The organism is Acidovorax sp. JHL-9 (genome assembly GCF_000426205.1).
In the GTDB taxonomy this organism is placed as follows: domain Bacteria; phylum Pseudomonadota; class Gammaproteobacteria; order Burkholderiales; family Burkholderiaceae_C; genus Acidovorax; species Acidovorax soli.
Genome location: NZ_AUEX01000025.1, coordinates 15,511 through 39,131, shown reverse-complemented (window position 1 = coordinate 39,131; position 23,621 = coordinate 15,511). Strand labels below are relative to the sequence as shown.

Below are 23,621 nucleotides of genomic sequence, written 5' to 3'. Positions count from 1 at the left end.
CATTCTTCGACAGCAGTTTTTCTACAGGTGACTCCATGGCAGGTTTGAAAGCGGGCGCTCCCACGCCACAGGCACTCACGGTGCACGAGGCATCGCGGGTGCTGGAGGTGGGCTTTTCCGATGGCGCCACGTTCCGCATTCCATTCGAGCTGATGCGCGTGTACTCGCCGTCTGCGGAGGTGCAGGGCCACGGCCCGGGCCAGGAGGTGCTGCAGACGGGCAAGCGTGACGTGGCACTGGTCCATCTGGAACCTGTGGGCAACTATGCCGTCAAGCCCACGTTCTCCGATGGACACGACAGCGGCATCTTCACCTGGGACTACCTCTACGAACTGGGCCAGCAGCAGGATGCGCTGTGGGCGCAGTACACCGAACGCCTGGCCGCCGCCGGGGTGGACCGCGATGCGCCCATGGCGCCCAAGGGGCGGGCGGGCGGTCATGCGTGTGGCAGCCACTGAAGGCTGGCGGGGCAGGCGGGCCGCCGTACCAGCGGAGCTTGCCCCCGCGGATCAGTTTGCTACTTAAAATGTAGCTATTGGCGCTTTATAAATGAGCGCTGGCGGCCATTTTTTGTTGAAATGGCATTGTCTTAATTGCGACAGATGCCCCAAGTCAGCGCGGGGTTGTCGCTGTACCTCTGGCGTTCACGCGCCTAGCATGATTTCTATGAGCACCACGCATTTCGGTTTCCAGTCGGTGGACGAGCAGGACAAGGCGCGCCGCGTGCGCGGCGTGTTCGACTCCGTGGCCTCCAAATACGACGTGATGAACGACCTCATGTCGGCGGGCCTGCACCGCGCCTGGAAGGCCTACACCGTGATGGTGGCCAACCTGCGCGAAGGCAGCCAGGTGCTGGACATTGCCGGTGGCACGGGCGATCTGGCACTGGCGTTCTCCAGGAAGGTGGGCACCTCGGGCCGCGTGGTGCACACCGATATCAACGAAGCCATGCTGCGCGTGGGGCGCGACCGCCTCATCGATGCGGGCGTGGTGTTGCCCACGCTGGTGTGTGATGCGGAAAAGCTGCCTTTCCCCGACGCGCATTTCGACGTGGTGAGCGTCGCTTTTGGCCTGCGCAACATGACGCACAAGGACCAGGCGATTGCCGAAATGTGCCGTGTGCTCAAGCCCGGCGGCAAGTTGCTGGTGCTGGAATTTTCCAAGGTGGCCCAGCCGCTCACCAAGGCGTACGACTGGTATTCCTTCAAGGTGCTCCCCCGGCTGGGCAAGCTGGTGGCGGGCGACGATGCCAGCTACCGCTACCTGGCGGAGTCCATCCGCATGCATCCGGGGCAGGAAGAGCTCAAAAGCCTCATGCAGAAAAATGGCTTTGGGCATGTGGACTATCACAACATGACGGCGGGCATTGTGGCCTTGCATGTTGGAATCAAGTGCTGAGCAGATACCGAGCGCTTCGCTTGGAATGAATTAACGGAGACGGAGAAATCATGATGAAACTGTGGTCTGTGGTGTTGGTGGCGATGCTGGCGTTTGCACATGCCGATGCGGATGCCGGCCGCATGGGTGGTGGCAAGTCGGTGGGCAAGCAGTCCAGCAATGTGACCCAGCGCGAGTCGGCCACGCCGCCCGCAACGCCGGGCGCACCGGCGCAGACGGCCACCAACACAACGGCTGCCAAGCCCGCTGCCGCCGCGGCACCGGCCGCAGCCGCCAAGAAACCCTGGGGCGCCATGCTGGGCGGCCTGGCTGCCGGCCTGGGGCTGGCCTGGCTCGCCAGCTCTCTTGGTTTGGGTGAAGGCTTTGGCAATATCCTGATGGTTGCCTTGTTGGCCATGGCCGCTTTTGCTGTGTTCAAGATGGTGATGCGCAACCGCAGCGGCGGGGGCGCTGGCGCCGTGGCTGGCGGGGCTCCGTTTGCCTTCCAGGGTGCCGGTGCCGCGACGCCTGCAGCAGCGCAAGTGCCCCCCCAATACAGCCCTGACAAGGTGGGCAACGATGCCTCGGCCCGGCCATGGGAGCGTGGCGGCATGGCGTTCGATGCTTCGCGGCAGCAACAGGGTGCGGGCACGATGATCGGCTCGGCTCTTTCGGGTTCGCAAAACTGGGGCATTCCAGAGGGGTTCGACACCGACGGCTTCCTCGTGGCGGCCAAGCGCAATTTCGTCACGCTGCAGGCCGCGTGGGACCGCTCCGACATCGCCACGCTGCGCTCGATGATGACCGACGGCATGCTCGATGAAATTCGCACCCAGCTGACCGAGCGCGAATCGCACCGGGGCGACCAGCCCAACCACACCGATGTGGTCATGATCGAGGCCCAGTTGCTGGGCATCGAAGAACTGGACGACGGCTATATGGCCAGCGTGGAGTTCTCGGGCATGATCCGTGAAGAACTTTCCGCCGGGCCCAGCCCGTTCCGCGAAGTGTGGAACATGACCAAGGCCAAGGCGGGTGCCAGCGGCTGGCTGGTGGCGGGCGTGCAGGCACTGCAGTAAAGCGGCAGGGCTTCCCGGTTCAGGGAATAATCGGGGACTATGGCAACACAGTCCCCTTTTTCATTTCTGGATGGTCTTCTTGACCGCGTGGCCGCCGGCCCGCAACCACCGCAGTGGCTGGTGCACGAGATGCAGCAGCGTCTGGTCCTGTTTCTCAACCATGTGTTGATGCAGGAAAAAGAAGCCATGGACCGCCTGGTGCGCCAGCGCGACCGCGTGGCACGCGTTCAGTGGCGCTCTTATTCGATGGCCTTGCTGATCACGCCAGCGGGCCTGTTCAACGTGGCGCCTGAAGGCGCGGTGCCCGATTTGCAGCTGGAAGTCACCGAAACTTCTCCCCTGGCGCTGGCAAGCGTTGCCCTGCGGGGCGACAAGCCGGCGATCCGAATCGAGGGCGATGTGCAACTGGCGGCCGAGATCAACTGGCTGGTCGACCATGTCCGCTGGGACCTGGAAGAAGACGTTGCCCGCGTGATTGGCGACGCGCCAGCGCACACGCTGGGCCAGGTGGTGCGCAAGGCGGCGCAGGCGTTGCGACAGTTCGTGGGCACGCGCATGGCATCAGCCGCTGCTGACCCGGTGCCCGCTGCTGCCCCTCCGGCGGCCCCTGTTGCGCCAGCATCATCGTCGGGCACTGCCGACCGGACCGCTCCATGAAGCGTTTTCTGCGGGGCGCTACCATTGTCTGGGTGGTGTTCCGGTATGGGCTTGATGGCCTGGTGCTGGACAGTTTCCAGAAGCCCTGGCTGCGCCTGCTGTCACGCGTTCTTTCGATCGGCCGCAATCTGGAGGCGCCGCGCGGCCAGCGCCTGCGCGAGGCGCTGGAGCAACTCGGCCCCATCTTCGTCAAGTTTGGCCAAGTGCTCTCGACCCGGCGCGACCTGCTGCCCGCCGACATGGCCGATGAGTTGGCGCGGCTGCAAGACCGCGTGCCGCCGTTTGATCCGGACATCGCCATTGCCACCATCGAGCGCGCTTTCCGCCGCCCGGTGGACGAGGTGTTTGTTGCGTTCGACCGCGTGCCGGTGGCCAGTGCCTCGATTGCGCAGGTGCATTTCGCCATCTTGCGCGACCGGGGCGGCGTGGAGCGCGAGGTGGCCGTCAAGGTGCTGCGGCCGGGCATGCTGCCGGTTATCGAAAAAGACCTGAGCCTCATGCGCATGATGGCCGGGTGGCTGGAGAACCTGTCGGCCGATGGCAAGCGCCTCAAGCCGCGCGAGGTGGTGGCCGAATTCGACAACTACCTGCACGATGAACTGGATCTGGTGCGTGAAGCAGCCAACGCCGCGCAGCTGCGCCGCAACATGCAGGGGCTGGATCTGGTGCTGATTCCGGAAATCCACTGGGATTTCTGCCACCCCGAAGTCATGGTGATGCAGCGCATGAACGGCGTGCCCATCAGCCAGGTCGAGCGCCTGCGCGATGCAGGGGTGGATATCCCCAAGTTGGCGCGCGATGGCGTCACGATCTTCTTCACCCAGGTGTTCCGCGACGGCTTCTTTCATGCCGACATGCACCCGGGCAACATCCAGGTGAGCCTGGAGCCGGCCACCTTCGGGCGCTATATCTCGCTGGATTTCGGCATCGTGGGCACGCTCACCGAAGTGGACAAAGAGTATCTGGCGCAGAACTTCGTGGCCTTTTTTCGCCGCGACTACAAGCGCGTGGCCGAACTGCACATCGAAAGCGGCTGGGTGCCCCCGGAAACCCGCGTCAACGACCTCGAATCGGCGATCCGCGCCGTGTGCGAACCCTATTTTGACCGTCCGCTCAAGGAAATATCGCTGGGCATGGTGCTGATGCGCCTGTTTCAGACGTCGCGGCGCTTTCAGGTCGAAATCCAGCCGCAACTGGTGCTGCTGCAAAAAACCCTGCTCAACATCGAAGGCCTGGGCCGCCAGCTCGACCCGGAGCTGGATCTCTGGAGCACCGCCAAGCCCTTCCTTGAGAAGTGGATGCTGGAGCAGATGGGCCCGCAACGCCTGTGGCGCGAGCTGCGGGCCGAGGCGCCGCACTATGCCAAGCTCTTGCCCGAGCTGCCGCGCCTGCTGTATGACTATCTGAGCCGGCGGCCGGCCGAGTCGCAAAGCGCCATGCGCGACTTGCTGGAGGCGCAAAAGCGCACCAATCGCCTGTTGCAAAGCATCATTTATGGGGGGCTGGGCTTTGTGCTGGGCCTGCTGGTGATGCAGCTGATGGTCAGGGTCCGGCTCTTCTGACGCTGGCTGGTTCAGCTATTGCTTTCTCTTTTTCAATTTTCTTTTCATTCGCGACATCAAGGAACATGCCGTGCTGTTGACCCTGGTTATCGTCTATCTGTTGATCACCATCGCCATTGGCCTGGTTGCCGCCAAGCGGGTCAAGAATGCCGCCGATTTCGCGATTGCCGGGCGGCACCTGCCGCTGTACATGATCGTCACCACCACGTTCGCCACCTGGTTTGGTTCGGAGACGGTGCTGGGGATTCCGGCCAAGTTCATCGAGGGTGGGCTGGGCAATGTGGTCGAAGACCCGTTTGGTGCGGGTTTCTGCCTGATTCTGGTGGGTCTCTTCTTTGCGGGCAAGCTCTACCGCATGACGCTGCTGACCATCAGCGACTATTACCGCGAGCGCTATGGCCGCGTGGTGGAAGTCGTGTGCTCGCTGATCATCATGCTGAGCTACCTGGGCTGGGTGTCGGCCCAGGTCACCGCATTGGGACTGGTGTTCAATCTGCTGTCCGGTGGGGCCATCAGCATCCCCATGGGCATGACGATCGGGGTGGTTTCGATCCTGGCGTACACCTTGTTTGGCGGCATGTGGTCGGTGGCCGTGACCGACTTCATCCAGATGATCATCCTGGTGGTGGGGCTGACGTTGATTGCCGTGTTTGCGGGCAACATGGCCGGTGGGGCGGACAAGGTCATCGAGCTGGCCTCCAGCCGTGAACTGTTCCGCTTTCTGCCCGAGCCCAAATTCCACGACATCGTGTTCTTCATTGCGGCCGGTGTCACGATGATGTTTGGCTCGATTCCCCAGCAGGATGTGTTTCAGCGCGTCATGTCGGCCAACAACATCCAGGCCGCCACGCGCGGCCCCGTGATTGGTGGCATCTGCTACATCCTGTTTGCCTTTGTCCCGATGTTTCTGGTGGCCAGCGCGCTCCTCATCATGCCCGCCGAGACCGCAGCGCTGCTCAAGGACGACCCGCAAAAGGTGCTGCCCACGCTGGTGCTGAACAAGATGCCCTTTGTCATGCAGGTGCTCTTTTTTGGCGCGCTGCTGTCGGCACTCAAGTCCACCGCGTCGGCCACCCTGCTGGCGCCCAGCGTGACGTTTACCGAGAACATCTGGCGCCAGTTCCGTCCGCATGCCTCCGACAGGCAGCATTTGCGCACCATGCGCATCACCACGCTGGTGTTCAGCGGCCTGGTGCTGGCCTATGCCATCCGCATGGAGGGCACTTCCATCTATGAGCTGGTCTCCGGCGCCTACCAGGTGCCGCTGGTCGGCGCCTTTGTGCCGCTGGTGTTTGGCCTTTACTGGAAGCGGGCCACCACCCAGGGCGCGGTTTTTGCCATCGTGCTGGGCCTGCTGACCTGGCTGCTGTTTCTGGCCACTCCGGCCGGCCAGGTGTTTCCGGCGCAGCTGGCCGGTTTGCTGGCAGCGCTGGTGGGCATGCTGGCGGGCTCGCTGGGCCCGCAGGCCGTGCGCAACAGCCACGCCGGGCACCATCGCATGGTGGGAGTGGAATGAGCCAGAGGTGTTGAAGAAAGCGCTGCCGCCTATAATTAAAGGTTTTGCACTTTCCCCCAACACTCTCGTCATGCCTATATACGCCTACAAATGCGGCTCCTGCGGCCATGCCAAGGATGTGCTGCAAAAAATCTCGGATCCTCAACTCACGGTGTGCCCCGCGTGCGGCGCCGAAGCCTTCTCCAAGCAGGTCACGGCCGCAGGCTTCCAGCTCAAGGGCTCCGGCTGGTATGTGACGGATTTCCGGGGTGGCAACAGTGGCACCTCTGCCCCCGCCACCGATGCAAAGGGTGATGGCCAGGGTGCCGCAGGTGCTTCGGCTTCCGCGCCCGCCGCGGCCGACACCGGTGCCGCCAGGAAAGAGGTTGCCAGTGCAGCCCCGGCCACCACGGCTGCCAGCGCCACCACTACTGACTGAGTCCTTCAATGTCCGCTTTGCGCAAATGGCTGTTCACCGGCCTGCTGGTGATTGTTCCGGGGGTGATCACCATCGCGGTGCTCAACTGGATCGTGGGCACGCTCGACCAGACCCTGCAGATCCTGCCCGGTGCCTGGCAACCCGACAAGCTGCTGGGATTCCATATCCCGGGCTTTGGCGTGCTGCTGACCCTGCTGATCCTGCTGGTGGTGGGGGCGACGGCCAGCAACTTCGCCGGGCGCAAGCTGGTGCAATGGGGCGATGCGCTGGTCAGCCGTATTCCGGTGGTGCGATCCATCTATTCGAGCGTCAAGCAGGTCTCCGACACGCTGTTTTCCGAAAGCGGAAACGCCTTTCGCACTGCCGTGCTGGTGCAATGGCCCCGTGAAGGGGTCTGGACCGTCGCCTTCGTCACGGGCACTCCCAGCGGCGAAGTGGCGGCGTATCTGCGCGATGAGTTCGTCAGCGTGTATGTGCCCACCACCCCCAATCCCACCGGTGGGTATTTCGTGATGGTGCGCAAGAGCGACTGCGTCGAGCTCGACATGAGCGTGGACGCAGCGCTCAAATACATTATTTCGATGGGCGTGGTCGCTCCGTCCGACCCCGCCCTTGCCCCTGTCTCCTCCAAGTGAGTCTCTCTTAATGCGCCACAGCGGCGCCGGAAGTTTTGCCATGGCCATGCGTTCCCACTATTGCGGTCTTGTGACCGAAGCCCAGCTGGGCCAAACCGTCACCCTGTCGGGCTGGGTGAACCGCCGCCGCGACCATGGCGGCGTGATCTTCATCGACCTGCGCGACCGCGAAGGCTCGGTGCAGGTGGTCTGCGACCCCGACCGCGCCGAGATGTTCAAGACCGCCGAAGGCGTGCGCAACGAGTTCTGCGTGCAGGTCAGAGGTCTGGTGCGTGCGCGCCCCGAGGGCACGACCAATGACAACCTCCAAAGCGGCAGGATCGAGGTGCTGTGCCACGAACTGAACGTGCTCAACCCCTCGGTCACGCCACCGTTCCAGATCGACGAGGAAAACCTGTCGGAGACCACGCGCCTCACGCACCGTGTGCTCGATCTGCGCCGCCCCTACATGCAGAACAACCTGAAGCTGCGCTACCGCGTGTCCATGGAGGTGCGCAAGTTCCTCGATGCCAACGGCTTCATCGACATCGAAACCCCGATGCTCACCAAGAGCACGCCCGAAGGCGCACGCGACTACCTCGTGCCCAGCCGCGTGCACGATGGCCACTTCTTTGCGCTGCCCCAGTCGCCCCAGCTGTTCAAGCAGCTGCTGATGGTGGCGGGGTTCGACCGTTACTACCAGATCACCAAGTGCTTCCGCGACGAAGACCTGCGCGCTGACCGCCAGCCCGAATTCACGCAGATCGATATCGAGACCTCGTTCATGGACGAGCAGGAAATCCGCGACATGTTCCAGGGCATGATCAAGACGGTGTTCCAGAACACGCTGGGCGTGGACCTGGGCGAGTTCCCCGTCATGACCTACCAGGAGGCTGCGCGCCTGTACGGTTCGGACAAGCCCGACCTGCGTGTGAAGCTCGAATTCACCGAGCTGACCGACGTGATGAAGGACGTGGACTTCAAGGTCTTCTCGGGCGCGGCCAACATGAAGAACGGCCGCGTCGTGGCCTTGCGCGTACCCGGTGGCTCCCAAGAGAACGGTGGCATCAGCCGCGGCGAGATCGACGCCTACACCGAGTTCGTCAAGATCTACGGTGCCAAGGGCCTGGCCTACATCCGCGTCAACGAGCTGGCCAAGGGGCGCGACGGCCTGCAGTCGCCCATCGTGAAAAACATCCACGATGCGGCCCTGCAAGCGGTCCTGCAGCGCACGGGCGCCCAGGACGGCGATTTGCTGTTCTTCGGTGCCGACAAGGAAAAGATCGTCAACGACGCCATCGGTGCGTTGCGCATCAAGATCGGCCACAGCGAGTTCGGCAAGAAGAACGGCCTGTTCGATGACCGCTGGGCGCCGCTGTGGGTGGTGGACTTCCCCATGTTCGAGCACGACGAGGAAAACGACCGCTGGGTTGCCGTGCACCACCCCTTCACCGCCCCCAAGGACGGCCACGAGGACTACATGGTCACCGCGCCCGAGAAGTGCATCTCCAAGGGCTACGACATGGTGCTCAACGGCTGGGAAATGGGTGGCGGCTCCGTCCGTATCCACCGCGCCGACGTGCAGCAAAAAGTGTTCGACGCCCTCAAGATCACGCCCGAAGAAGCGCAGCAGAAGTTCGGCTTCCTGCTCGACGCCCTGCAATACGGCGCGCCCCCGCACGGCGGCCTGGCCTTCGGTCTCGATCGCATCGTCACGCTGATGACCGGTGCCGAGTCAATCCGCGACGTGATCGCCTTCCCCAAGACCCAGCGCGCCCAGTGCCTGCTGACCCAGGCGCCATCCGTGGTCGATGAAAAGCAGCTGCGCGAACTGCACATCCGCCTGCGCAACCCCGATGCCGTGAAAGCGGACTGATCGGCCGGACTTTGTGCAAAATCCAGGGGCGCCTTCGGGGCGCCCTTTTTCTTGGGGAGACCAGATGGCCACGCGCCCCAGTCCTAAGATCCACAATGCAGGCGCAGCGATGCGGGGGGTGACCTTGCCGGAGCCGGCATTCAAGATCCCCCAGTCGGTGCTGGTGGTGATCCACACGCCGGCGCTTGAAGTGCTGCTGATCCGCCGCGCGGTCGATGCGCCCGATGGCCAGGCATTCTGGCAATCGGTCACCGGCAGCAAGGACAGCCTGCAGGAGAGTTGGCACGAAACCGCCGTGCGCGAGGTGTGGGAAGAGACCGGTATCCGCGCGGATGCCCCCGGGTGTACGCTGCGCGACTGGGGCCTGGAAAATGTGTATGACATCTATCCGCAATGGCTGCACCGCTACGCACCGGGGGTGGGGCGCAACACCGAGCACCTGTGGGGCCTGCAGGTTCCGGCCGCCCTGCCGGTGGTGCTGAGCCCGCGAGAGCACCAGGACTGGGCCTGGTGGCCCTGGTGCGAGGCGGCCGATCGCTGCTACTCGCCGTCCAATGCCGAGGCCATTCTGTTGCTGCCACAATTTGTCCTGCCATGAACCCATCGCCCCACGCTTCCGACATTCTGCGCGTCGCCACCTACAACATCCACAAGGGGGTGCAGGGCATAGGCCCGGCGCGCCGCCTGGAGATCCACAACCTGGGCCTGGCGGTGGAGCAGCTCGATGCCGACATCGTCTGCCTGCAGGAGGTGCGCAAGCTGCACCGCCGGGAAGCCGCGTATTTCCAGCGCTGGCCCGATGTGCCGCAGGCTGAATACCTGGCGCCCGAGGGTTACGAGGCAATCTACCGCACCAACGCCTTCACCAAACATGGGGAACACGGCAACGCATTGCTCTCGCGCTGGCCGGTGATCGGGCACCAGCACGAAGACATCTCCGACCATCGCTTCGAGCAGCGCGGCCTGCTGCATGTGGAGGTGGACGCGCATGGCCGCCGCGTGCATGTGATCGTGGTGCACCTGGGGCTGATTCCCGGCAGCCGGGTGCGGCAGGTCGAGCGCCTGCAACAGTTCATCGAGCGCGAGGTGCCGCCGGGTTCGCCCGTGGTGGTGGCCGGGGACTTCAACGACTGGGGGGCGCAGATCAAGCGCATGCTGGCGGGCTTTGGCCTGTATGAGTTTGATGCGCCGCGGGCCTTTACCTACCCCGCCCGGCTGCCGCTGGTGCAGCTGGACCATGTCTATGTGCGCGGGCTGTCGCCCATCGGGTTGCATGTGCCGCGCGGGCGCATCTGGTGGCGCATGTCCGATCACCTGCCGCTGATTGCCGAGTTCAGACTTTGACCCACCGATGAAACGGGTGGCCGATTTTGCCAAAGACCACCGGGTGCGCCTGCTGCAGGGCGCGCAGGAGCTGTTTCCGGCCCTGATCGAGGCCATGGATGCGGCGCTTTCCGATATCCAGTTCGAGACCTACATCTTTGACTTCACCGGCGCGGGCGCGCAGGTGGCCGAGGCGCTGATCCGCGCTGCGCAGCGCGGTGTGCGCACCCACCTGGTGGTGGATGGCGTGGGCACCGGGCCACTGCCCAAGACCTGGCAGCAGCGCCTGCGGGCGGCGGGTGTGCAGGTGCGGGTGTATTCGCCGCTGGGGCCGCTGGGGCTGCTGCTGCCCCACCGCTGGCGCCGCCTGCACCGCAAGCTGTGCGTGGTCGATGGCCTGCTGGTGTTTTGCGGCGGCATCAATGTGCTGGACGACCTGTACGACCCCAACCATGGCGAGCTGGATGCGCCGCGGTTTGATTTTGCCGTGCAGGCCACCGGCTCGCTGGCAGGGCAGGCCAGCCAGACCATGGAGCGCCTGTGGTGGCGCCTGCAGGCGGTACGCGACGTGCGCCTGCACCGTTTGCCGCAAGCCGTGCGCGACCTGCGGGCCGCCAGCGCCACCCGGCACGCCACGCAGCACGACCCGGACGCACCTGGCATGCGGGCGGCGCTGGTGCTGCGCGACAACGTGCGCAACCGCAGCCGCATCGAGAAGGCCTACCGGCGCGCCATTGGTGCCGCGCGCCACGAGATCATCATCGCCAACGCCTATTTCGTGCCCGGCGGCAAACTGCGCCGCGCCCTGATCCTGGCGGCCCGCCGGGGCGTGCGCGTGCAGCTGCTGCTGCAGGGGCGCTACGAGTATTTCATGCAGTACCACGCGGCGCGGCCAGTGTATGGCGCGCTGCTGGCGGCCGGGGTGGAGATCCACGAATACGAGCCCAGCTTCCTGCACGCCAAGGTGGCGGTGATCGACGCCCATGGCGACAAACCATGGGCCACGGTGGGATCGTCCAACCTCGACCCTTTGAGCCTGCTGCTGGCGCGCGAGGCCAATGTGGTGGTCGAAGATGCCGCCTTTGCCGTTGACCTGCGCCAGCGCCTGGTGCATGCCATGCAGCACGCCGGGCGGCGCATGGACCCGGCCCGCTACGCCGGCCGCCCCCTGCGCCAGCGCGTGCTCGACCGCATGGCCTTTGGCCTGATGCGCCTGGCCCTGTGGGTCACGGGGAACCGGTACTGAGCGCACGCACTGATTTGCTATTTAATATATAGCTATTGACGCTTGTTTTATAAGATCTAGAGGGCTAAAACCCTTGAAACTGGCAGGCTGGCATTCACTGGTAGGATGCAGCCATGTCCAGTCAACCAGTTGCCGATATGACGCCCATTCCGCCGGATGAAGGCACGCCTGTTTCCGTGAAGATCCGCGAGCGCATCGCCGCGGCGCGCAAGCGCTTCAACGCCAACGACAACATTGCCGAATTCATCGAGCCCGGCGAGCTGGAGCGGCTGCTCGACGAGGTCGAGGTGAAGATGCAGGGCGTGCTCGACAGCCTGGTCATCAACACCCAGGACGACCACAACACCAACAACACCGCGCGCCGCGTGGCCAAGATGTACCTCAACGAGGTGTTCAAGGGCCGCTATGTGCAGGCGCCATCCATTACCGAGTTTCCCAACGCCGAGCACCTCAACGAACTCATGATCGTGGGGCCGCTCACGGTGCGCAGTGCCTGCAGCCACCATTTCTGCCCCGTCATGGGCAAGATCTGGATCGGCATCATGCCCAACGAGCACACCAACGTGATCGGTCTGTCCAAATACGCCCGCATCGTCGACTGGGTCATGGGCCGCCCGCAGATCCAGGAAGAGGCCGTGGTGCAGCTGGCCGATCTCATCATGGAAAAAACCCAGCCCGACGGCCTGGCCATCGTGATGGAGGCCAGCCACTTCTGCATGTCCTGGCGCGGTGTGCGCGACATGGACAGCAAGATGATCAACTCCGTGATGCGCGGCGTGTTCCTCAAGGACAGCGCCCTGCGCCGCGAATTCCTCTCGCTCATTCCCGGAAGGAACTGACATGCTTGTGCGCCTGCTCTATGCCAGCCGTGCGGTGGACACTTCGCCCGCCGCCATCGAGGCCATCCTCACCCAGTCGCGCCAGCACAACCCGGGCTGCGGCATCACCGGCATCCTGTGCTATGGCGGCGGGGTCTTCCTGCAGGCCATCGAGGGCGGACGCTCGGCCGTCAACGAACTGTATGGCCACATCCAGCGCGACCCGCGCCACAAGGATGTGGAACTGCTGCACTACGAAGAAATCGCCGAGCGGCGCTTTGGCGGCTGGACCATGGGGCAGGTGAACCTGTCCAAGATCAACCACTCCATCCTGCTCAAGTATTCCGAAAAACCCGAGCTCGACCCGTATGCGGTGTCGGGCAAGGTGTCGTTTGCGCTGCTCGAAGAGCTGATGGCGACGGCGAGCATCATTGGCCGCGCCTGAAAAGTGGGGCGCTTGGCTACTGCGCGACATGATCTTGCGCCTGCGGTGCTCGCCGCACGGGAGTGCGGCTGTGCTCCTCGACGCAAGCTGAGGCCGCTCGCTATGCCAATCCCTCCCACTTTTCCTTGATGCCATTGGGATGCAACTTCTTGGGCCGCAGCCGCCAACACGGCGCTGCGGCCTTTTGCATTCCGGCTTCCGTGATCTTGGACAAGCACCCATGACGACCGACCTGGCCAACCCCATGCTGCTGGGCTGCGACTTCTCCAGCAGCCCCAGCCGGCGCAAGCCCATCGTGCTGGCGCTGGGCCAGCGCGTGGCAACGCGGGTGCAATTGCGGGGGCTGGAAACCTTTGACACCCTCGATGGCTTTGCGCACTGGCTGGCCCAGCCACGCGCCTGGGTGGGCGGCTTCGATCTGCCCTTTGGCCTGCCACGCGCGCTGGTCCAGGCGCTGGGCTGGCCCACGGACTGGCTGGCCTGCATGCAGCACTACCGCACGCTCACGCGGGCGCAGATCCGCGACCAGTTCGCCGCGTTCTGTGCTGCACGCCCCGTGGGCGGCAAGTTTGCCCACCGGGCCACCGACGCTCCCGCGGGCTCCAGCCCCTCCATGAAATGGGTCAACCCGCCCGTGGCCTACATGCTGCACGCCGGCGTGCCGCTGCTGCTGGACGCCGACGCCCACCTGCCGGGCCTGCATTCCGGCGACCCTGGACGCGTGGCGCTGGAGGCCTACCCCGGCCTGCTGGCGCGCGAAATCCTGGCGCGCCGCAGCTACAAGAGCGACGACCGCGCCAAGCAAACGCCCGAGCGGCTGATCGCGCGCAAGGACCTGATCACCGCGCTCGAGCATGGGCAGACCCGGCTCGGGCTGCGGCTCAAGCTCAGCCACGCCCAGCGCGATGCGCTGGTGGATGATGCCAGCGGCGACCGCCTGGACGCCGTGCTGTGCCTTCTGCAGGCGGCCTGGGCGCAGCAGCGCCATGCGGCGGGCGATGCGCTCTATGGCTTGCCCCAGGGGCTGGATGGTCTGGAGGGCTGGATTGTCACGGCCTGACCTGCGCCGCCGCCCTGGTATTGCGGGCGCAGCCCGGTGGACAGCCACCGCATCTGCGCGCAGACCTCGCCCGGCAAGGGCTGGACGCGTGACGCATCGGCCGATGCGGTGGCAGCTTGCGGAGGGTTTGTGCCGCGACGTTGGCACAATGGACAACTCCGCATTTGTAGATTCTCCTGGCCATGCCTGCTTTCGAAACCCTGCTCACTTTCTTTGGCGTGTCGGTGCTGCTGGGCCTGACACCCGGCCCTGACAATCTGTTTGTGCTGCTGCAATCGGCCCAGCGCGGCTGGCGCGCCGGCATGGCGGTGGTGGTGGGCCTGTGCGCCGGCCTCGTGGTGCACACCGCGGCCGTGGCCCTGGGGCTGGCGGCCGTGTTTGCCGCATCGGCCATGGCGTTCACCGTGCTCAAGTACTGCGGCGCGGCCTATCTGGCCTTTCTGGCGTGGCAGGCCCTGCGGGCGCCGGCTGCCACGGCCCAGGAGTCCGCCGTCGCCACGGCCCAGGGCAACCGGGGTGGTCCCAGCCTGGGGCGCATGGTGGGGCGCGGCATGGTCATGAACCTCACCAACCCCAAGGTGCTGGTGTTCTTCCTGGCCTTTTTGCCGCAGTTTGCCGACCCGGCGCGCGGCAGCGTGGCGCTGCAGCTCATGCTGCTGGGGGTGGTGTTCATGCTGGCCACGCTGCTGGTGTTCGGGGCCATCGCCTGCTTTTCCGGGGGCTTCGGGGCGCTGCTGCAGCGCTCGGCGCGCGCGCAGACCGCGCTCAACCGCGTGGCGGGCCTGGTGTTTCTGGGCCTGGCGGTGCGGCTGGCCACGGCCGAGCGCTGACGCCTGCAACGGCCCCGCCAACGCACGGCCGCACACGGCAGGTTGCACCATCGGCAGACTATCAAATCAATAGCTGCTGGCGCTTGTTGCATAAGCGCTAAAACCAAAAAATGCTTGAATTGTCATGCCCGGGTTTGATAATGGGCGCATGACCGAACTCATCCTCATCCGCCACGGTGAAACCGACTGGAACCGCGAGCTGCGCTTCCAGGGCCAGGTGGATGTGCCCTTGAACGCCACCGGGCACGCGCAGGCGCAGCGCCTGGCGCAGCGCCTGGTGGCGGAGAACCTGGCGGTCGATCATCTGGTGTGCAGCGACCTCCTGCGGACCCGGCAGACGGCACAGCCCGCGCTGGCCGCGCTGGCCGCGTTGCTGCCGCAGCTGTCGCTCGACGCGCTGACCGACCCGCGCCTGCGCGAGCAGCATTTTGGCGTGGTGGATGGCCTGCGCGTGGACGACATCAAGGTGCAGCACGCATCGGCCTGGGCGCAGTGGCTGCGCTTCGATGCCGATGGCGGCATGCCCGGCGGCGAGACCGCGCGGCAGTTCCACGCACGGGTGATGGAGGCGCTGCGCGGCCTGGCCCACCAGCATGCGGGGCAGACCGTCATCGTGGTCACGCATGGCGGCGTGCTCGACATGGTGTGGCGCACCGCGCGCGGCCTGGGACTGGGCGGTCCGCGCCAGAGCGAGATCCCCAACGCGGGCCTGAACCGCGTGCGCCTGCAGGGCGATGCCGTCGAGATCGTGCACTGGGCCGACACGCAGCACCTGGCCGGCCTGCCCGCACAGCCCGTGTACGACCAGACCCGGCTGCAGCGCGCCGAAGGCGTCAGGGCCGCTTGATGCCCTTGTCACCCCTGACCAGTGCCAGATAGGCGCTGCGGGTCTGCGCCGACACGGAATTCACCAGCTGTTCATACGGCGTCTTGTGCCGCGCCAGCATGCGTGCCGTGGCGATGGTCTTGGACTTGCAGAACCAGTGGCAGGTGTGCTGCATCAGAAACAGCTCGGCCGACATCGTGAAGGCCTTGTCGCGCGGGGCCAGGTGCGCCGCGTTGCGGACCATGTTCTCGATGCCCCGGGCGTGGATTGCCAGGGCCTGGCGCATGTCGAAGGTGGTGGCGGGAAACAGCTGGCTGGCAAATGGAACGGCCATGGCCAAGTGGCTGACGCGGGCGTCGGCCTCGTTCACCTGGGCGAACTCGGCGGCGAATCGGTTGAACTGCTCGCTCAGCTGCGATTCGGTGGTGGAGAGCAGGCTCCAGATCTGGTCGCGCCGCTCGGGCGTGCTCTCGCCCAGCGCGCGCAGATAGCCCTCGGTCAGGGTCTCCATGAGCTTTTCGATCTGGTAATGGCCCAGGTGGCTGGCCAGCAGGGCAATGCGCTTGCGTTGCTGCTGGTGGTTGAGGATGTAGCTGCCGATGGCGATCAGGAGGGCGAGGGTGAGAATGTCCATGGCCTGTTTATATCCCCGGCGGCTGGGGCCAGGTACGTTGCGGTGGGCGTATCTGCTCGAACGCATGGGCCAGCTGCAGCACACCCAGGTCGTCAAAGCGCCGCCCGGCGATCTGCAGGCCGATCGGCAGGCCGCTGGCCGTGTAGCCGCAGTTCACCGACGCAGCGGGCTGCTCCGACATGTTGAAGGGCACGGTGAAGCCGATGTGCTCCAGCGGACGCAGCGGGTCGTTGGTGGGCGAGGGCAGCTCGGCTGCAAACGCCGGCATGGGCGCCACGGGCGAGATCACGTAGTCGAAGGCGCTGCAGGCACGCACGGCGGCCATGCGGGTCAGGTGGAACTGCTGGCTGGCGTGGAACACCGCGGTGCCGCTCAGGCCCGCGGCGCTCTCGGCCCAGGCGCGGATGTAGGGCAGCACCTTGCCCTGCTGCGCGACGGGCAGGGCCTGCAGGTCGATGTACGAGCGCATGCGCCAGAAATGGTCCATGCCATCGAGCATGCCCTGGGTCATGAAGGGCTGCATGGGCACGATGTGGGCGCCGGCCTGCTCCAGCCAGCGGGCCGCCTGCTCGATGGCGGCGCGGACCTCGGGCTCGACGGCAAGGCCGCAGCCGGCCTCCAGCAGCAGGCCGATGCGCAGACCGCGAAGGTGTTCGGCACCCTGGTCGAACCGGCCCCAGGCAATGTCCTGTGCGGGCAGGGCCATGCTGTCGCGCGCGTCGCTCTGGCTCAGCACCTGCATCACCAGTGCGGCGTCCGCGACCGTGCGCGTCATGGGGCCGGCGGCGCGGCCGGTGTAGGGCGGGTCGATGGGGATGCGGCCCAGGCTGGGTTTCAGGCTGAAAATGCCGCACCAGCTGGCCGGCAGGCGCAGCGAGCCCCCGATGTCGGTGCCGATGTGCAGCGGGCCATAGCCGGCGGCAGCGGCAGCGCCCGCACCGGCGCTGGAGCCGCCGGGGCCTTTGGAGAGGTCCCAGGGGTTGCGCGCCAGCGGGTGAAAGCTCGACAGTCCCGAGGACAGCATGCCGTAGTCGGGCATGGTGGTCTTGGCCACGACCACGGCGCCGGCTTCACGCAGGCGCGCGGCGGGCGGGGCGTCGGCGGCGGCGGGCACCAGCGCCGTGGCAGCCGTGCCCAGGGGCATGGGGTCGCCGCGCGTGGCGATGTTTTCCTTGATGGTGGCGGGCACGCCATCGAGCGCACCGAGGGGCTCGCTGCGCAGCCAGCGGGCCTCTGATGCCCTGGCCTGCGCCAGGGCGGCTTCGGGGCGCAGCAGGTAGGTGGCCTGGATGTGGGGCTCCCAGCGCCCGATGTGGGCCAGCACATCGGCGACCACTTCGACCGGGGACAGGGTGCGCTGGCGGTAGGCCGCGAGCAGGGCGTGGGCGGGCAGGTCGTGCAGTGCGCTCATGGTGCGGGTGGCGCCGGTGTCAGGACCAGGAGAGGGCCGAGAGATCGTTCACGAAGATGGGCATGTCTTTCCACAGCCCCTTGAGGTTCTTGTTCGCCACCGTCACCCATTGCGGCTGGTAGAGGAAACCGTGCACGGCCTCTTCGGCCAGCAGGCGCTGGGCGTCGCCCAGCAGGCGGGCGCGGTCGGCCGGGCGCGGGGCGTTCTTGATCTTGTCGAACAGCGTGTTGAACTGCGGCGAGTTGTAGCCCCAGTAGTAGTCGGGCTTGGCAAAGTTGCCCAGGTCGAAGGGCTCGACATGCGAGATGAGCGTGAGGTCGTAGTTCTTGTTGCCGTAGGTGCCGCTGAGCCACTGGGCCCATTCCACGTTCTGGAGCTTGCACACGATGCCGATCTTGGCCAGCTGCGCCGCGATCACCTCGCCGCCCTGGCGGGCATAGGGCGGTGGAGGCAGGGTGAGCGTCAGCTCCAGCGGGGTCTTGACGCCGGCCTCGGCCAGCAGTTTCCTGGCCTTGTCGATGTCAAAGGGGTTGATGCCCGTGGTGTCCATATAGCCAAACGCGCCCGGCACATAGTGGCTGCCAATGGGCACGCCGTAGCCGTCGCCTGCACCTTCGATGACGGCCTTGCGGTCGATGGCGGCGGCAATGGCGCGGCGCACGCGCACGTCGTTCAGGGGTTTTCGGTTGTTGTTGATGGCCAGGATGGTCTTGGCGCGCGAGCCGCTCACCACCACCTGAAAGCGCGGGTCGGCCTTGAACTGGGCCACGCTGCGCGGCGTGACGCGGGCGAACAGGTCCACATCGCCCGCCAGCAGCGCCGCCACCTGGGCGGCGGGGTCGGAGATAAAGCGGAATGTGGCCCGGCGCATTCGGATGCTGCCGGGTGCCCGAAAACCTGGCCACGCGTTCAGCGTGATGGACGCACCCCGGTTCCAGGCGCCCAGCACGTAGGGGCCGGTGCCCACGGGCCGGGTTGCGTTGGTGGCGGCGCTTTGGGGCTCGACGATGATGGCCGTGGCCTGGCCCAGCACGAACAGGAAATCGGGGTCGATGTCCTTGTGGATCAGCACCACGGTGTGGTCGTCCACCACCTGGGTGGTGAGGTTGGCAAAGGTGCGCTTGTCCTTGTTGGTGCTCTTGTCGCTGCCCGCACGGTCGAATGAGAACTTGACCGCGCTGGCCGTCAGCGGCACGCCGTTGCTGAACTTCACCCCCCGGCGCAGGCGCAGGGTGTAGGTTCGCAGATCGGGCGACACCTCCCAGCTTTCGGCCAGCAGCGGCGACACGCTGCCGTCGGCGTTGATCTTGGTGAGCGTCTCGAAGATGTTGTAGTGCACGATCTCGGCAATGGCCGAAGCGGCGCCGGCCGTGGGGTCCAGCCCTGGTGGCTCCAGCGTCATGGCCAGCACCACGGTGTCCTTGCTGGCTTTGGCCAGGGCGCCCCAGGGCGCGACCAGGGGGGCTGCGGCAATGGCGCCAGTGGCCAGGACGGAGCGGCGGTTCAGCATGTTCGGGTTCTCCAGGCGAAACAGGTCGATGGGGCCCGCTTGCAGGGGCGCCCTTGGTCAGAAAGGATTCTTTTTACACCATGGGGCGCAGGGCTTCGCCGGCCCTTTGTGCCATTGGTGCCCGGCGTGCCCGGGCGCGCCCCGGCTCGATGCGGGGCACGGCGTCGACCAGGGCGCGGGTGTAGGGGTGCCGCGCGTTGTGGAACAGTTCCTCGGGCGTGCCGCGCTCCACGATGCGCCCCTGGTACAGCACCACCACCTCGTCGCACAGGTGGTTCACCACGGCCAGGTCGTGGCTGATGAGCAGGTAGGTGATGCCGAACTGCTGCTGCAAATCCAGCATCAGGTTGAGCACCTGGGCCTGCACCGAGACATCGAGCGCACTCACGGGCTCGTCGGCCACGATCAGGCGGGGACGGGTGATGAGCGCGCGTGCAATCGCGATGCGCTGGCGCTGGCCACCCGAGAACTCGTGCGGGTACTTGGCCAGGTCGGTGCTGCGCAGGCCCACCTGCGCCAGCACCTGCGCGGCCTGCTCGCGTTGCTCGGCACGGCTGGTGCGGCCCTGGGCCTGCAGCGGCTCGGTGACGATGCGCTCCACCTTCTGGCGCGGGTCCAGCGAGCCATAGGGGTCCTGGAACACCATCTGGAAATCGCGCCGCGCATGCCGCAGCTCGGCGGCGGGCAGGCGGTGCAGGTCGCGGCCGAGCAGGTGCACCGAGCCAGCGGTGGGGGTGTCGAGCGCCATCACCAGCCGGGCCAGCGTGGACTTGCCCGAGCCCGATTCGCCCACGATGCCCAGGCTGCGGCCCGACTCCACGCGCAAGTCCACGCCCTGCAGGGCCTGCACCTGCTGCGGCGTTTGACACAGGTGCGTGCGCGGCAGCGGGTAGTGGCGCACCAGTTGCGTGACCTGCAGCAGGGGGGGCTGCGAAGTGGCGGGAATTTTTGAGTCAGATGGCTCTGTGGCGCTTATGGAGTGTGCGCCAGAAGCTATCGATTCAGCAGTGTTTGCGGAATTCATGCGCTGGCCTCTTGCGCGGCGGCCACCGCATCCAGCCGGATGCAGCGTGCCAGGTGCCCCGCACCCCCAGCCACCAGCGGCACGGGCGGCGGTGCGGTGCTGTGGCAGGCGGCCACGGTGAAACCGCAGCGCCCGGCAAAGGGGCAGCCGGCGGGCAGGTGGGCCAGCTCGGGCACGGTGCCCGCGATGGTGGACAGGCGCGGGCGTTCGCCGGCGCGGCGCGGCACCAGCTGCGGGCGCGCCGCCAGCAGGCCGCGCGTGTAGGGGTGGGCCATGGCCGAAAAAACCGCCTCCGTGGGGCCGCTCTCCACCACGCTGCCGCCATACATCACCAGCATGCGGTCGGTGTTCTGCGCAATCACGCCCAGGTCGTGCGAGATCAGGATCAGCGCCATGCCGCGTTCGGCCACCAGGTCGCCGATAAGCTGAAGGATCTGCTGCTGCACGGTCACGTCGAGCGCCGTGGTGGGCTCGTCGGCAATCAGCAGATCGGGCCCGCAGGCCAGCGCCATGGCAATGGTGATGCGCTGGCGCTGCCCGCCCGAGAACTGGTGCGGGTAGTCATCCAGGCGCCGCGCAGCGTCGGCAATGCCCACGCGCTCCAGCAGGGCCAGGGCCTCGCGGCGTGCCGCAGTGCGGCCCATGCCGCGGTGCAGCCGCAGCGGCTCGGCCACCTGGTCGCCAATGCGGTGCACGGGGTTCAGCGCCGTCATGGGCTCCTGGAAGACCATACCGATGCGGTTGCCGCGCAGGCGGCACAGCGCGGCGTCGTCCAGCCCCACCAGTTCCTGCCCATCCAGAAGAAGGCTGCCGCTGGCCTGCGCGGCATCGGGCAGCAGGCCCATGAGCGCGAGGGCGGTGAGCGACTTGCCGCAGCCCGATTCGCCCACCAGGCCCAGGGTTTCACCGCGATGGAGCGTGAAATCGATGCCGCGCACCGCATCGGCGGCGCCCCGGTGGGTGTGCAGGCGGATGCGCAGCTGGGCGACCTGCAGCAAGGGCATGGGTGCGGTATGTGGGCGGTCGGTCGGCATCAGCGTTGGCGGGTCAGGCGGGGGTCGAGCAGGTCGCGCAGGCCGTCGCCCAGCAGGTTCAGGCCCAGCACGGCCAGGGCAATGGCCACTCCGGGCCACACGGCCAGCAGCGGCGCCTGGAACATCAGGGTCTGGGCGTCGCTGAGCATGCGGCCCCAGGACGGCTGCGGCGGCTGCGTGCCCAGGCCCAGGTACGAGAGCGCCGCCTCGGCCAGGATGGCGATGGCGAACTGCACCGTGGCCTGCACGATCAGCACCGAGGCGATGTTGGGCAGCACATGTTCGAGCGTGATGCGCACACTGCCCTTGCCGCAGGCCCGCGCCGCCAGGATGAAATCGCGCGACCCCACGGCGTTGGCCGAAGCCCGCGTCACCCGCGCAAAGGTGGGAATGTTGAAGATGCCGATGGCGATGATCGAGTTGATGATGCCCGCGCCAAACACCGCTGTCATCATGATGGCCGACAGGATGGCCGGGAATGCGAAGGTGAAGTCGGCCAGGCGCATGATGGCTTCTTCCACCCAGCCACGCCGCGCGGCGGCAAGCAGCCCCAGTGCCACGCCCAGGCCCATGCCAATGCCCACCGCGATCACGCCCACCAGGAGCGAGTTGCGCGCGCCCACCAGCAGCAGCGCGGCCACGTCGCGGCCAAAGGCATCGGTGCCCAGCCAGTGCTGGCCGCTGGGCGGCTGCAGCCTGGCTGGCAGGTCCATGTCGTAGGGCGACCAGGGCGTCCAGACCAGCGACAGGGCCGCCGCGGCCAGCAGCAGCAACACCAGCACCGCACCGGCAACAAAGCTGCGGTGGCGCAGGGCGCGGTGCAGCCAGCCCGCAGGCAGGGCCGGGGCGGGCGGGGTGCTGGTGGCGGCGGGCTGGTTCATAGGTCGCTGGCCTTTACCCGGGGATCAATCACTGCATACAGCAGGTCCACCACAAAGTTCACCACCACCACCATGGCCGCCAGCAGCATCACGCAGTTGCGCACTACGATCAGATCGCGGTTGGCGATCGACTGGAAGATCAGCCGGCCCAGGCCCGGCAGATAAAACACGTTCTCCACCACGATGGTGCCGGCCAGCAGGTTGGCGAACTGCAGGCCCATCACGGTGATGACCGGGATCATGGCATTGCGCAGCACATGGCCCCACAGCGCCGCCCGCCGCGAAAGTCCCTTGGCGCGCGCGGTGCGCACGAAATCCTCGCGCAGCACATCCAGCACGGCCGAGCGCGTGATGCGCGCCAATATGGCCGCCTGCACCACTGCCAGGGCGATGGCAGGCAGCAGCAGCGCCTTCAGGGCCGCCAGCGGGCTGCCGCCGCTGTCTTCGGTCCAACCCGGAAACCCGCCGGCGGCAAACCACTGCAGCTTCACCGAGAACAGCAGAATCAGCAGGATGGCGAACCAGAAGTTGGGGATGGCAATGCCCAGCTGGGCCAGGCCCATCGTGCCCACATCGCCCCAGCGGTTGTGGCGCGCGGCGGCGTAAAGGCCGGCCGCGAGCGCCAGCACCGTGCTGAGTGCCATGGCCATCAGCGCCAGCGGTACCGTCAGCGCCAGGCGCTCCAGCACCAGTTCCAGCACCGGGCTGCCATAGGTGTAGCTGTCGCCCATCTCGCCCACCAGCAGGCCACCCATCCATTGCCCATAGCGCTGCGCAGCGGGCTGGTCCAGCCCCAGCTGGGTGGCGAGGGAGGCCACCGCGTCGGGCGAGGCATCGGGCCCCATGAGCACCTGGGCGGCATTGCCCGGCAGGATGTCCAGCACCAGGAAAACGACCACCGATGCACCGAGCAGCGTGGCCAGAAGGGTCAGGAATCGCTTGAGAAGAAAGAAACCCATGGGTTGGTGCGGGTGGTGCTTGTCCGTGTGCTTCAGCCGGTGGGCGAAAGCGGCTTGCGCAGCATACCGGCAAAGCACCCATGATCGCAGTGGTGTGTTGTGCCGCAGGTCAAGGCGGTGCAGGGCAGGGGCGCGGGATAATCCAAGGCATGACCGTCTTCTTGAACTCTCCGTATCCGCATCCGGCCTGCCCGCTTTCCGCAGGGAGGCCCGCATGGCGCTGAGGATCACCGACGAGTGCATCAACTGCGATGTGTGTGAGCCCGAGTGCCCGAATCAGGCCATCTCTGTGGGCGAGGAAATCTACGAGATCGACCCCGACAAGTGCACGGAATGCGTGGGCCATTTCGACGAGCCCCAGTGCGTGCAGCTGTGCCCGGTGGCGTGCATCCCGGTGGACCCGCAACATGTGGAGAGCCGGGAAACACTGTGGCAGAAGTTCCAAAGGCTGCAGGCGGCCACCAAGGTTTGAGTGTTTAGGGCCTCTGGTACTTTTCCATTCAGTGCCGGATGCTATGAAA

General features: G+C 66.2%; 25 protein-coding genes. 18 read left to right on the top strand and 7 right to left on the bottom strand.

What is annotated here, in order from left to right:
* The first annotated feature begins 35 nt into the window (after positions 1-35).
* The 17 genes from K225_RS0115090 (at position 36) to K225_RS0115010 (ending at position 15,668) form a co-directional block, all read left to right on the top strand.
* Entirely contained in the window at positions 36-458 is a 423-nt protein-coding gene (locus K225_RS0115090; RefSeq protein ID WP_026437186.1) for a gamma-butyrobetaine hydroxylase-like domain-containing protein, read from the top strand.
* Positions 459-666: 208 nt separating this feature from the next.
* Positions 667-1,398, top strand: a complete 732-nt coding sequence (gene ubiE, locus K225_RS0115085; protein WP_026437185.1) for a bifunctional demethylmenaquinone methyltransferase/2-methoxy-6-polyprenyl-1,4-benzoquinol methylase UbiE — start codon at positions 667-669, stop codon at positions 1,396-1,398.
* A 50-nt stretch (positions 1,399-1,448) separates the two neighbouring features.
* Positions 1,449-2,456, top strand: a complete 1,008-nt coding sequence (locus tag K225_RS0115080; protein ID WP_026437184.1) for a Tim44 domain-containing protein — start codon at positions 1,449-1,451, stop codon at positions 2,454-2,456.
* A gap of 39 nt (positions 2,457-2,495) precedes the next feature.
* Positions 2,496-3,113 carry a hypothetical protein gene (locus K225_RS0115075; RefSeq protein WP_026437183.1) on the top strand — a complete coding sequence of 206 codons (618 nt, stop codon included), beginning with the start codon at positions 2,496-2,498 and terminating at the stop codon, positions 3,111-3,113.
* On the top strand, positions 3,110-4,675 hold the full coding sequence (gene ubiB / locus K225_RS0115070) for a ubiquinone biosynthesis regulatory protein kinase UbiB (protein WP_026437182.1): 1,566 nt from the start codon (positions 3,110-3,112) through the stop codon (positions 4,673-4,675). Before K225_RS0115075 ends, ubiB begins: the two co-directional genes overlap by 4 nt.
* Before the next feature lie 70 nt (positions 4,676-4,745).
* A complete protein-coding gene (locus K225_RS0115065; RefSeq protein WP_026437181.1) occupies positions 4,746-6,191 on the top strand; it encodes a sodium:solute symporter family protein in 1,446 nt (481 codons plus the stop codon).
* A 70-nt stretch (positions 6,192-6,261) separates the two neighbouring features.
* On the top strand, positions 6,262-6,609 hold the full coding sequence (locus K225_RS0115060) for an FmdB family zinc ribbon protein (RefSeq protein ID WP_026437180.1): 348 nt from the start codon (positions 6,262-6,264) through the stop codon (positions 6,607-6,609).
* Positions 6,610-6,617: 8 nt separating this feature from the next.
* Positions 6,618-7,244: a DUF502 domain-containing protein gene (locus tag K225_RS0115055; protein WP_026437179.1), complete on the top strand. Its 627-nt coding sequence runs from the start codon at positions 6,618-6,620 to the stop codon at positions 7,242-7,244.
* A 40-nt stretch (positions 7,245-7,284) separates the two neighbouring features.
* Positions 7,285-9,099 carry an aspartate--tRNA ligase gene (gene aspS / locus K225_RS0115050; protein WP_026437178.1) on the top strand — a complete coding sequence of 605 codons (1,815 nt, stop codon included), beginning with the start codon at positions 7,285-7,287 and terminating at the stop codon, positions 9,097-9,099.
* Positions 9,100-9,208: 109 nt separating this feature from the next.
* On the top strand, positions 9,209-9,697 hold the full coding sequence (nudB, locus tag K225_RS0115045) for a dihydroneopterin triphosphate diphosphatase (RefSeq protein WP_026437177.1): 489 nt from the start codon (positions 9,209-9,211) through the stop codon (positions 9,695-9,697).
* Positions 9,694-10,443 (top strand): endonuclease/exonuclease/phosphatase family protein, encoded by a 750-nt coding sequence (locus K225_RS0115040; protein WP_026437176.1) that lies wholly within the window; start codon positions 9,694-9,696, stop codon positions 10,441-10,443. Before nudB ends, K225_RS0115040 begins: the two co-directional genes overlap by 4 nt.
* Before the next feature lie 7 nt (positions 10,444-10,450).
* Positions 10,451-11,668 carry a cardiolipin synthase ClsB gene (clsB, locus tag K225_RS0115035; RefSeq protein WP_026437175.1) on the top strand — a complete coding sequence of 406 codons (1,218 nt, stop codon included), beginning with the start codon at positions 10,451-10,453 and terminating at the stop codon, positions 11,666-11,668.
* 113 nt (positions 11,669-11,781) lie between these two features.
* On the top strand, positions 11,782-12,507 hold the full coding sequence (folE, locus tag K225_RS0115030; RefSeq protein WP_026437174.1) for a GTP cyclohydrolase I: 726 nt from the start codon (positions 11,782-11,784) through the stop codon (positions 12,505-12,507).
* 1 nt (position 12,508) lies between these two features.
* On the top strand, positions 12,509-12,931 hold the full coding sequence (locus tag K225_RS0115025; protein ID WP_026437173.1) for a BLUF domain-containing protein: 423 nt from the start codon (positions 12,509-12,511) through the stop codon (positions 12,929-12,931).
* Between the two features lie 220 nt (positions 12,932-13,151).
* Entirely contained in the window at positions 13,152-13,991 is an 840-nt protein-coding gene (locus tag K225_RS0115020; RefSeq protein WP_026437172.1) for a DUF429 domain-containing protein, read from the top strand.
* Between the two features lie 182 nt (positions 13,992-14,173).
* Complete coding sequence (locus K225_RS0115015) at positions 14,174-14,821, top strand: LysE family translocator (protein WP_026437171.1); 648 nt, start codon at positions 14,174-14,176, stop codon at positions 14,819-14,821.
* A 148-nt stretch (positions 14,822-14,969) separates the two neighbouring features.
* Positions 14,970-15,668, top strand: coding sequence for a histidine phosphatase family protein (locus K225_RS0115010; RefSeq protein WP_155885289.1), 699 nt, complete (start codon positions 14,970-14,972; stop codon positions 15,666-15,668).
* Here the strand turns inward: K225_RS0115010 and K225_RS0115005 are convergent.
* The 7 genes from K225_RS0115005 to K225_RS0114975 form a co-directional block, all read right to left on the bottom strand.
* Positions 15,655-16,281 (bottom strand): hypothetical protein, encoded by a 627-nt coding sequence (locus K225_RS0115005; protein WP_026437169.1) that lies wholly within the window; start codon positions 16,279-16,281, stop codon positions 15,655-15,657. The genes K225_RS0115010 and K225_RS0115005 overlap by 14 nt on opposite strands.
* Positions 16,282-16,288: 7 nt before the next feature.
* Positions 16,289-17,692, bottom strand: a complete 1,404-nt coding sequence (locus tag K225_RS0115000; protein WP_026437168.1) for an amidase — start codon at positions 17,690-17,692, stop codon at positions 16,289-16,291.
* Between the two features lie 19 nt (positions 17,693-17,711).
* Complete coding sequence (locus K225_RS0114995; RefSeq protein WP_026437167.1) at positions 17,712-19,202, bottom strand: ABC transporter substrate-binding protein; 1,491 nt, start codon at positions 19,200-19,202, stop codon at positions 17,712-17,714.
* Between the two features lie 73 nt (positions 19,203-19,275).
* Positions 19,276-20,226: an ATP-binding cassette domain-containing protein gene (locus tag K225_RS0114990; RefSeq protein ID WP_081679703.1), complete on the bottom strand. Its 951-nt coding sequence runs from the start codon at positions 20,224-20,226 to the stop codon at positions 19,276-19,278.
* A complete protein-coding gene (locus K225_RS0114985) occupies positions 20,223-21,230 on the bottom strand; it encodes an ABC transporter ATP-binding protein (RefSeq protein WP_026437165.1) in 1,008 nt (335 codons plus the stop codon). Before K225_RS0114985 ends, K225_RS0114990 begins: the two co-directional genes overlap by 4 nt.
* Before the next feature lie 29 nt (positions 21,231-21,259).
* Positions 21,260-22,141: an ABC transporter permease gene (locus K225_RS0114980; protein WP_026437164.1), complete on the bottom strand. Its 882-nt coding sequence runs from the start codon at positions 22,139-22,141 to the stop codon at positions 21,260-21,262.
* Positions 22,138-23,100 carry an ABC transporter permease gene (locus K225_RS0114975; protein WP_026437163.1) on the bottom strand — a complete coding sequence of 321 codons (963 nt, stop codon included), beginning with the start codon at positions 23,098-23,100 and terminating at the stop codon, positions 22,138-22,140. Before K225_RS0114975 ends, K225_RS0114980 begins: the two co-directional genes overlap by 4 nt.
* A gap of 214 nt (positions 23,101-23,314) precedes the next feature.
* Here K225_RS0114975 and K225_RS0114970 point away from each other — a divergent pair, with 214 nt between their 5' ends.
* The gene (locus K225_RS0114970) at positions 23,315-23,572 is read left to right on the top strand and encodes a YfhL family 4Fe-4S dicluster ferredoxin (protein ID WP_026437162.1); all 258 of its coding nucleotides are present in this window, start codon (positions 23,315-23,317) and stop codon (positions 23,570-23,572) included.
* The last annotated feature ends 49 nt before the right edge of the window (positions 23,573-23,621 follow it).

Bases quoted from the DNA above. Each gene is read 5' to 3' on its own strand.
- K225_RS0115090 (WP_026437186.1), top strand. From the start codon at position 36: ATGGCAGGTTTGAAAGCGGGCGCTCCCACGCCACAGGCACTCACGGTG.
- ubiE (WP_026437185.1), top strand. From the start codon at position 667: ATGAGCACCACGCATTTCGGTTTCCAGTCGGTGGACGAGCAGGACAAG.
- K225_RS0115080 (WP_026437184.1), top strand. From the start codon at position 1,449: ATGATGAAACTGTGGTCTGTGGTGTTGGTGGCGATGCTGGCGTTTGCA.
- K225_RS0115075 (WP_026437183.1), top strand. From the start codon at position 2,496: ATGGCAACACAGTCCCCTTTTTCATTTCTGGATGGTCTTCTTGACCGC.
- ubiB (WP_026437182.1), top strand. From the start codon at position 3,110: ATGAAGCGTTTTCTGCGGGGCGCTACCATTGTCTGGGTGGTGTTCCGG.
- K225_RS0115060 (WP_026437180.1), top strand. From the start codon at position 6,262: ATGCCTATATACGCCTACAAATGCGGCTCCTGCGGCCATGCCAAGGAT.
- K225_RS0115055 (WP_026437179.1), top strand. From the start codon at position 6,618: ATGTCCGCTTTGCGCAAATGGCTGTTCACCGGCCTGCTGGTGATTGTT.
- aspS (WP_026437178.1), top strand. From the start codon at position 7,285: ATGGCCATGCGTTCCCACTATTGCGGTCTTGTGACCGAAGCCCAGCTG.
- nudB (WP_026437177.1), top strand. From the start codon at position 9,209: ATGCGGGGGGTGACCTTGCCGGAGCCGGCATTCAAGATCCCCCAGTCG.
- K225_RS0115040 (WP_026437176.1), top strand. From the start codon at position 9,694: ATGAACCCATCGCCCCACGCTTCCGACATTCTGCGCGTCGCCACCTAC.
- clsB (WP_026437175.1), top strand. From the start codon at position 10,451: ATGAAACGGGTGGCCGATTTTGCCAAAGACCACCGGGTGCGCCTGCTG.
- folE (WP_026437174.1), top strand. From the start codon at position 11,782: ATGTCCAGTCAACCAGTTGCCGATATGACGCCCATTCCGCCGGATGAA.
- K225_RS0115025 (WP_026437173.1), top strand. From the start codon at position 12,509: ATGCTTGTGCGCCTGCTCTATGCCAGCCGTGCGGTGGACACTTCGCCC.
- K225_RS0115020 (WP_026437172.1), top strand. From the start codon at position 13,152: ATGACGACCGACCTGGCCAACCCCATGCTGCTGGGCTGCGACTTCTCC.
- K225_RS0115015 (WP_026437171.1), top strand. From the start codon at position 14,174: ATGCCTGCTTTCGAAACCCTGCTCACTTTCTTTGGCGTGTCGGTGCTG.
- K225_RS0115010 (WP_155885289.1), top strand. From the start codon at position 14,970: ATGACCGAACTCATCCTCATCCGCCACGGTGAAACCGACTGGAACCGC.
- K225_RS0115005 (WP_026437169.1), bottom strand. From the start codon at position 16,281: ATGGACATTCTCACCCTCGCCCTCCTGATCGCCATCGGCAGCTACATC.
- K225_RS0115000 (WP_026437168.1), bottom strand. From the start codon at position 17,692: ATGAGCGCACTGCACGACCTGCCCGCCCACGCCCTGCTCGCGGCCTAC.
- K225_RS0114995 (WP_026437167.1), bottom strand. From the start codon at position 19,202: ATGCTGAACCGCCGCTCCGTCCTGGCCACTGGCGCCATTGCCGCAGCC.
- K225_RS0114990 (WP_081679703.1), bottom strand. From the start codon at position 20,226: ATGAATTCCGCAAACACTGCTGAATCGATAGCTTCTGGCGCACACTCC.
- K225_RS0114985 (WP_026437165.1), bottom strand. From the start codon at position 21,230: ATGCCCTTGCTGCAGGTCGCCCAGCTGCGCATCCGCCTGCACACCCAC.
- K225_RS0114980 (WP_026437164.1), bottom strand. From the start codon at position 22,141: ATGAACCAGCCCGCCGCCACCAGCACCCCGCCCGCCCCGGCCCTGCCT.
- K225_RS0114975 (WP_026437163.1), bottom strand. From the start codon at position 23,100: ATGGGTTTCTTTCTTCTCAAGCGATTCCTGACCCTTCTGGCCACGCTG.
- K225_RS0114970 (WP_026437162.1), top strand. From the start codon at position 23,315: ATGGCGCTGAGGATCACCGACGAGTGCATCAACTGCGATGTGTGTGAG.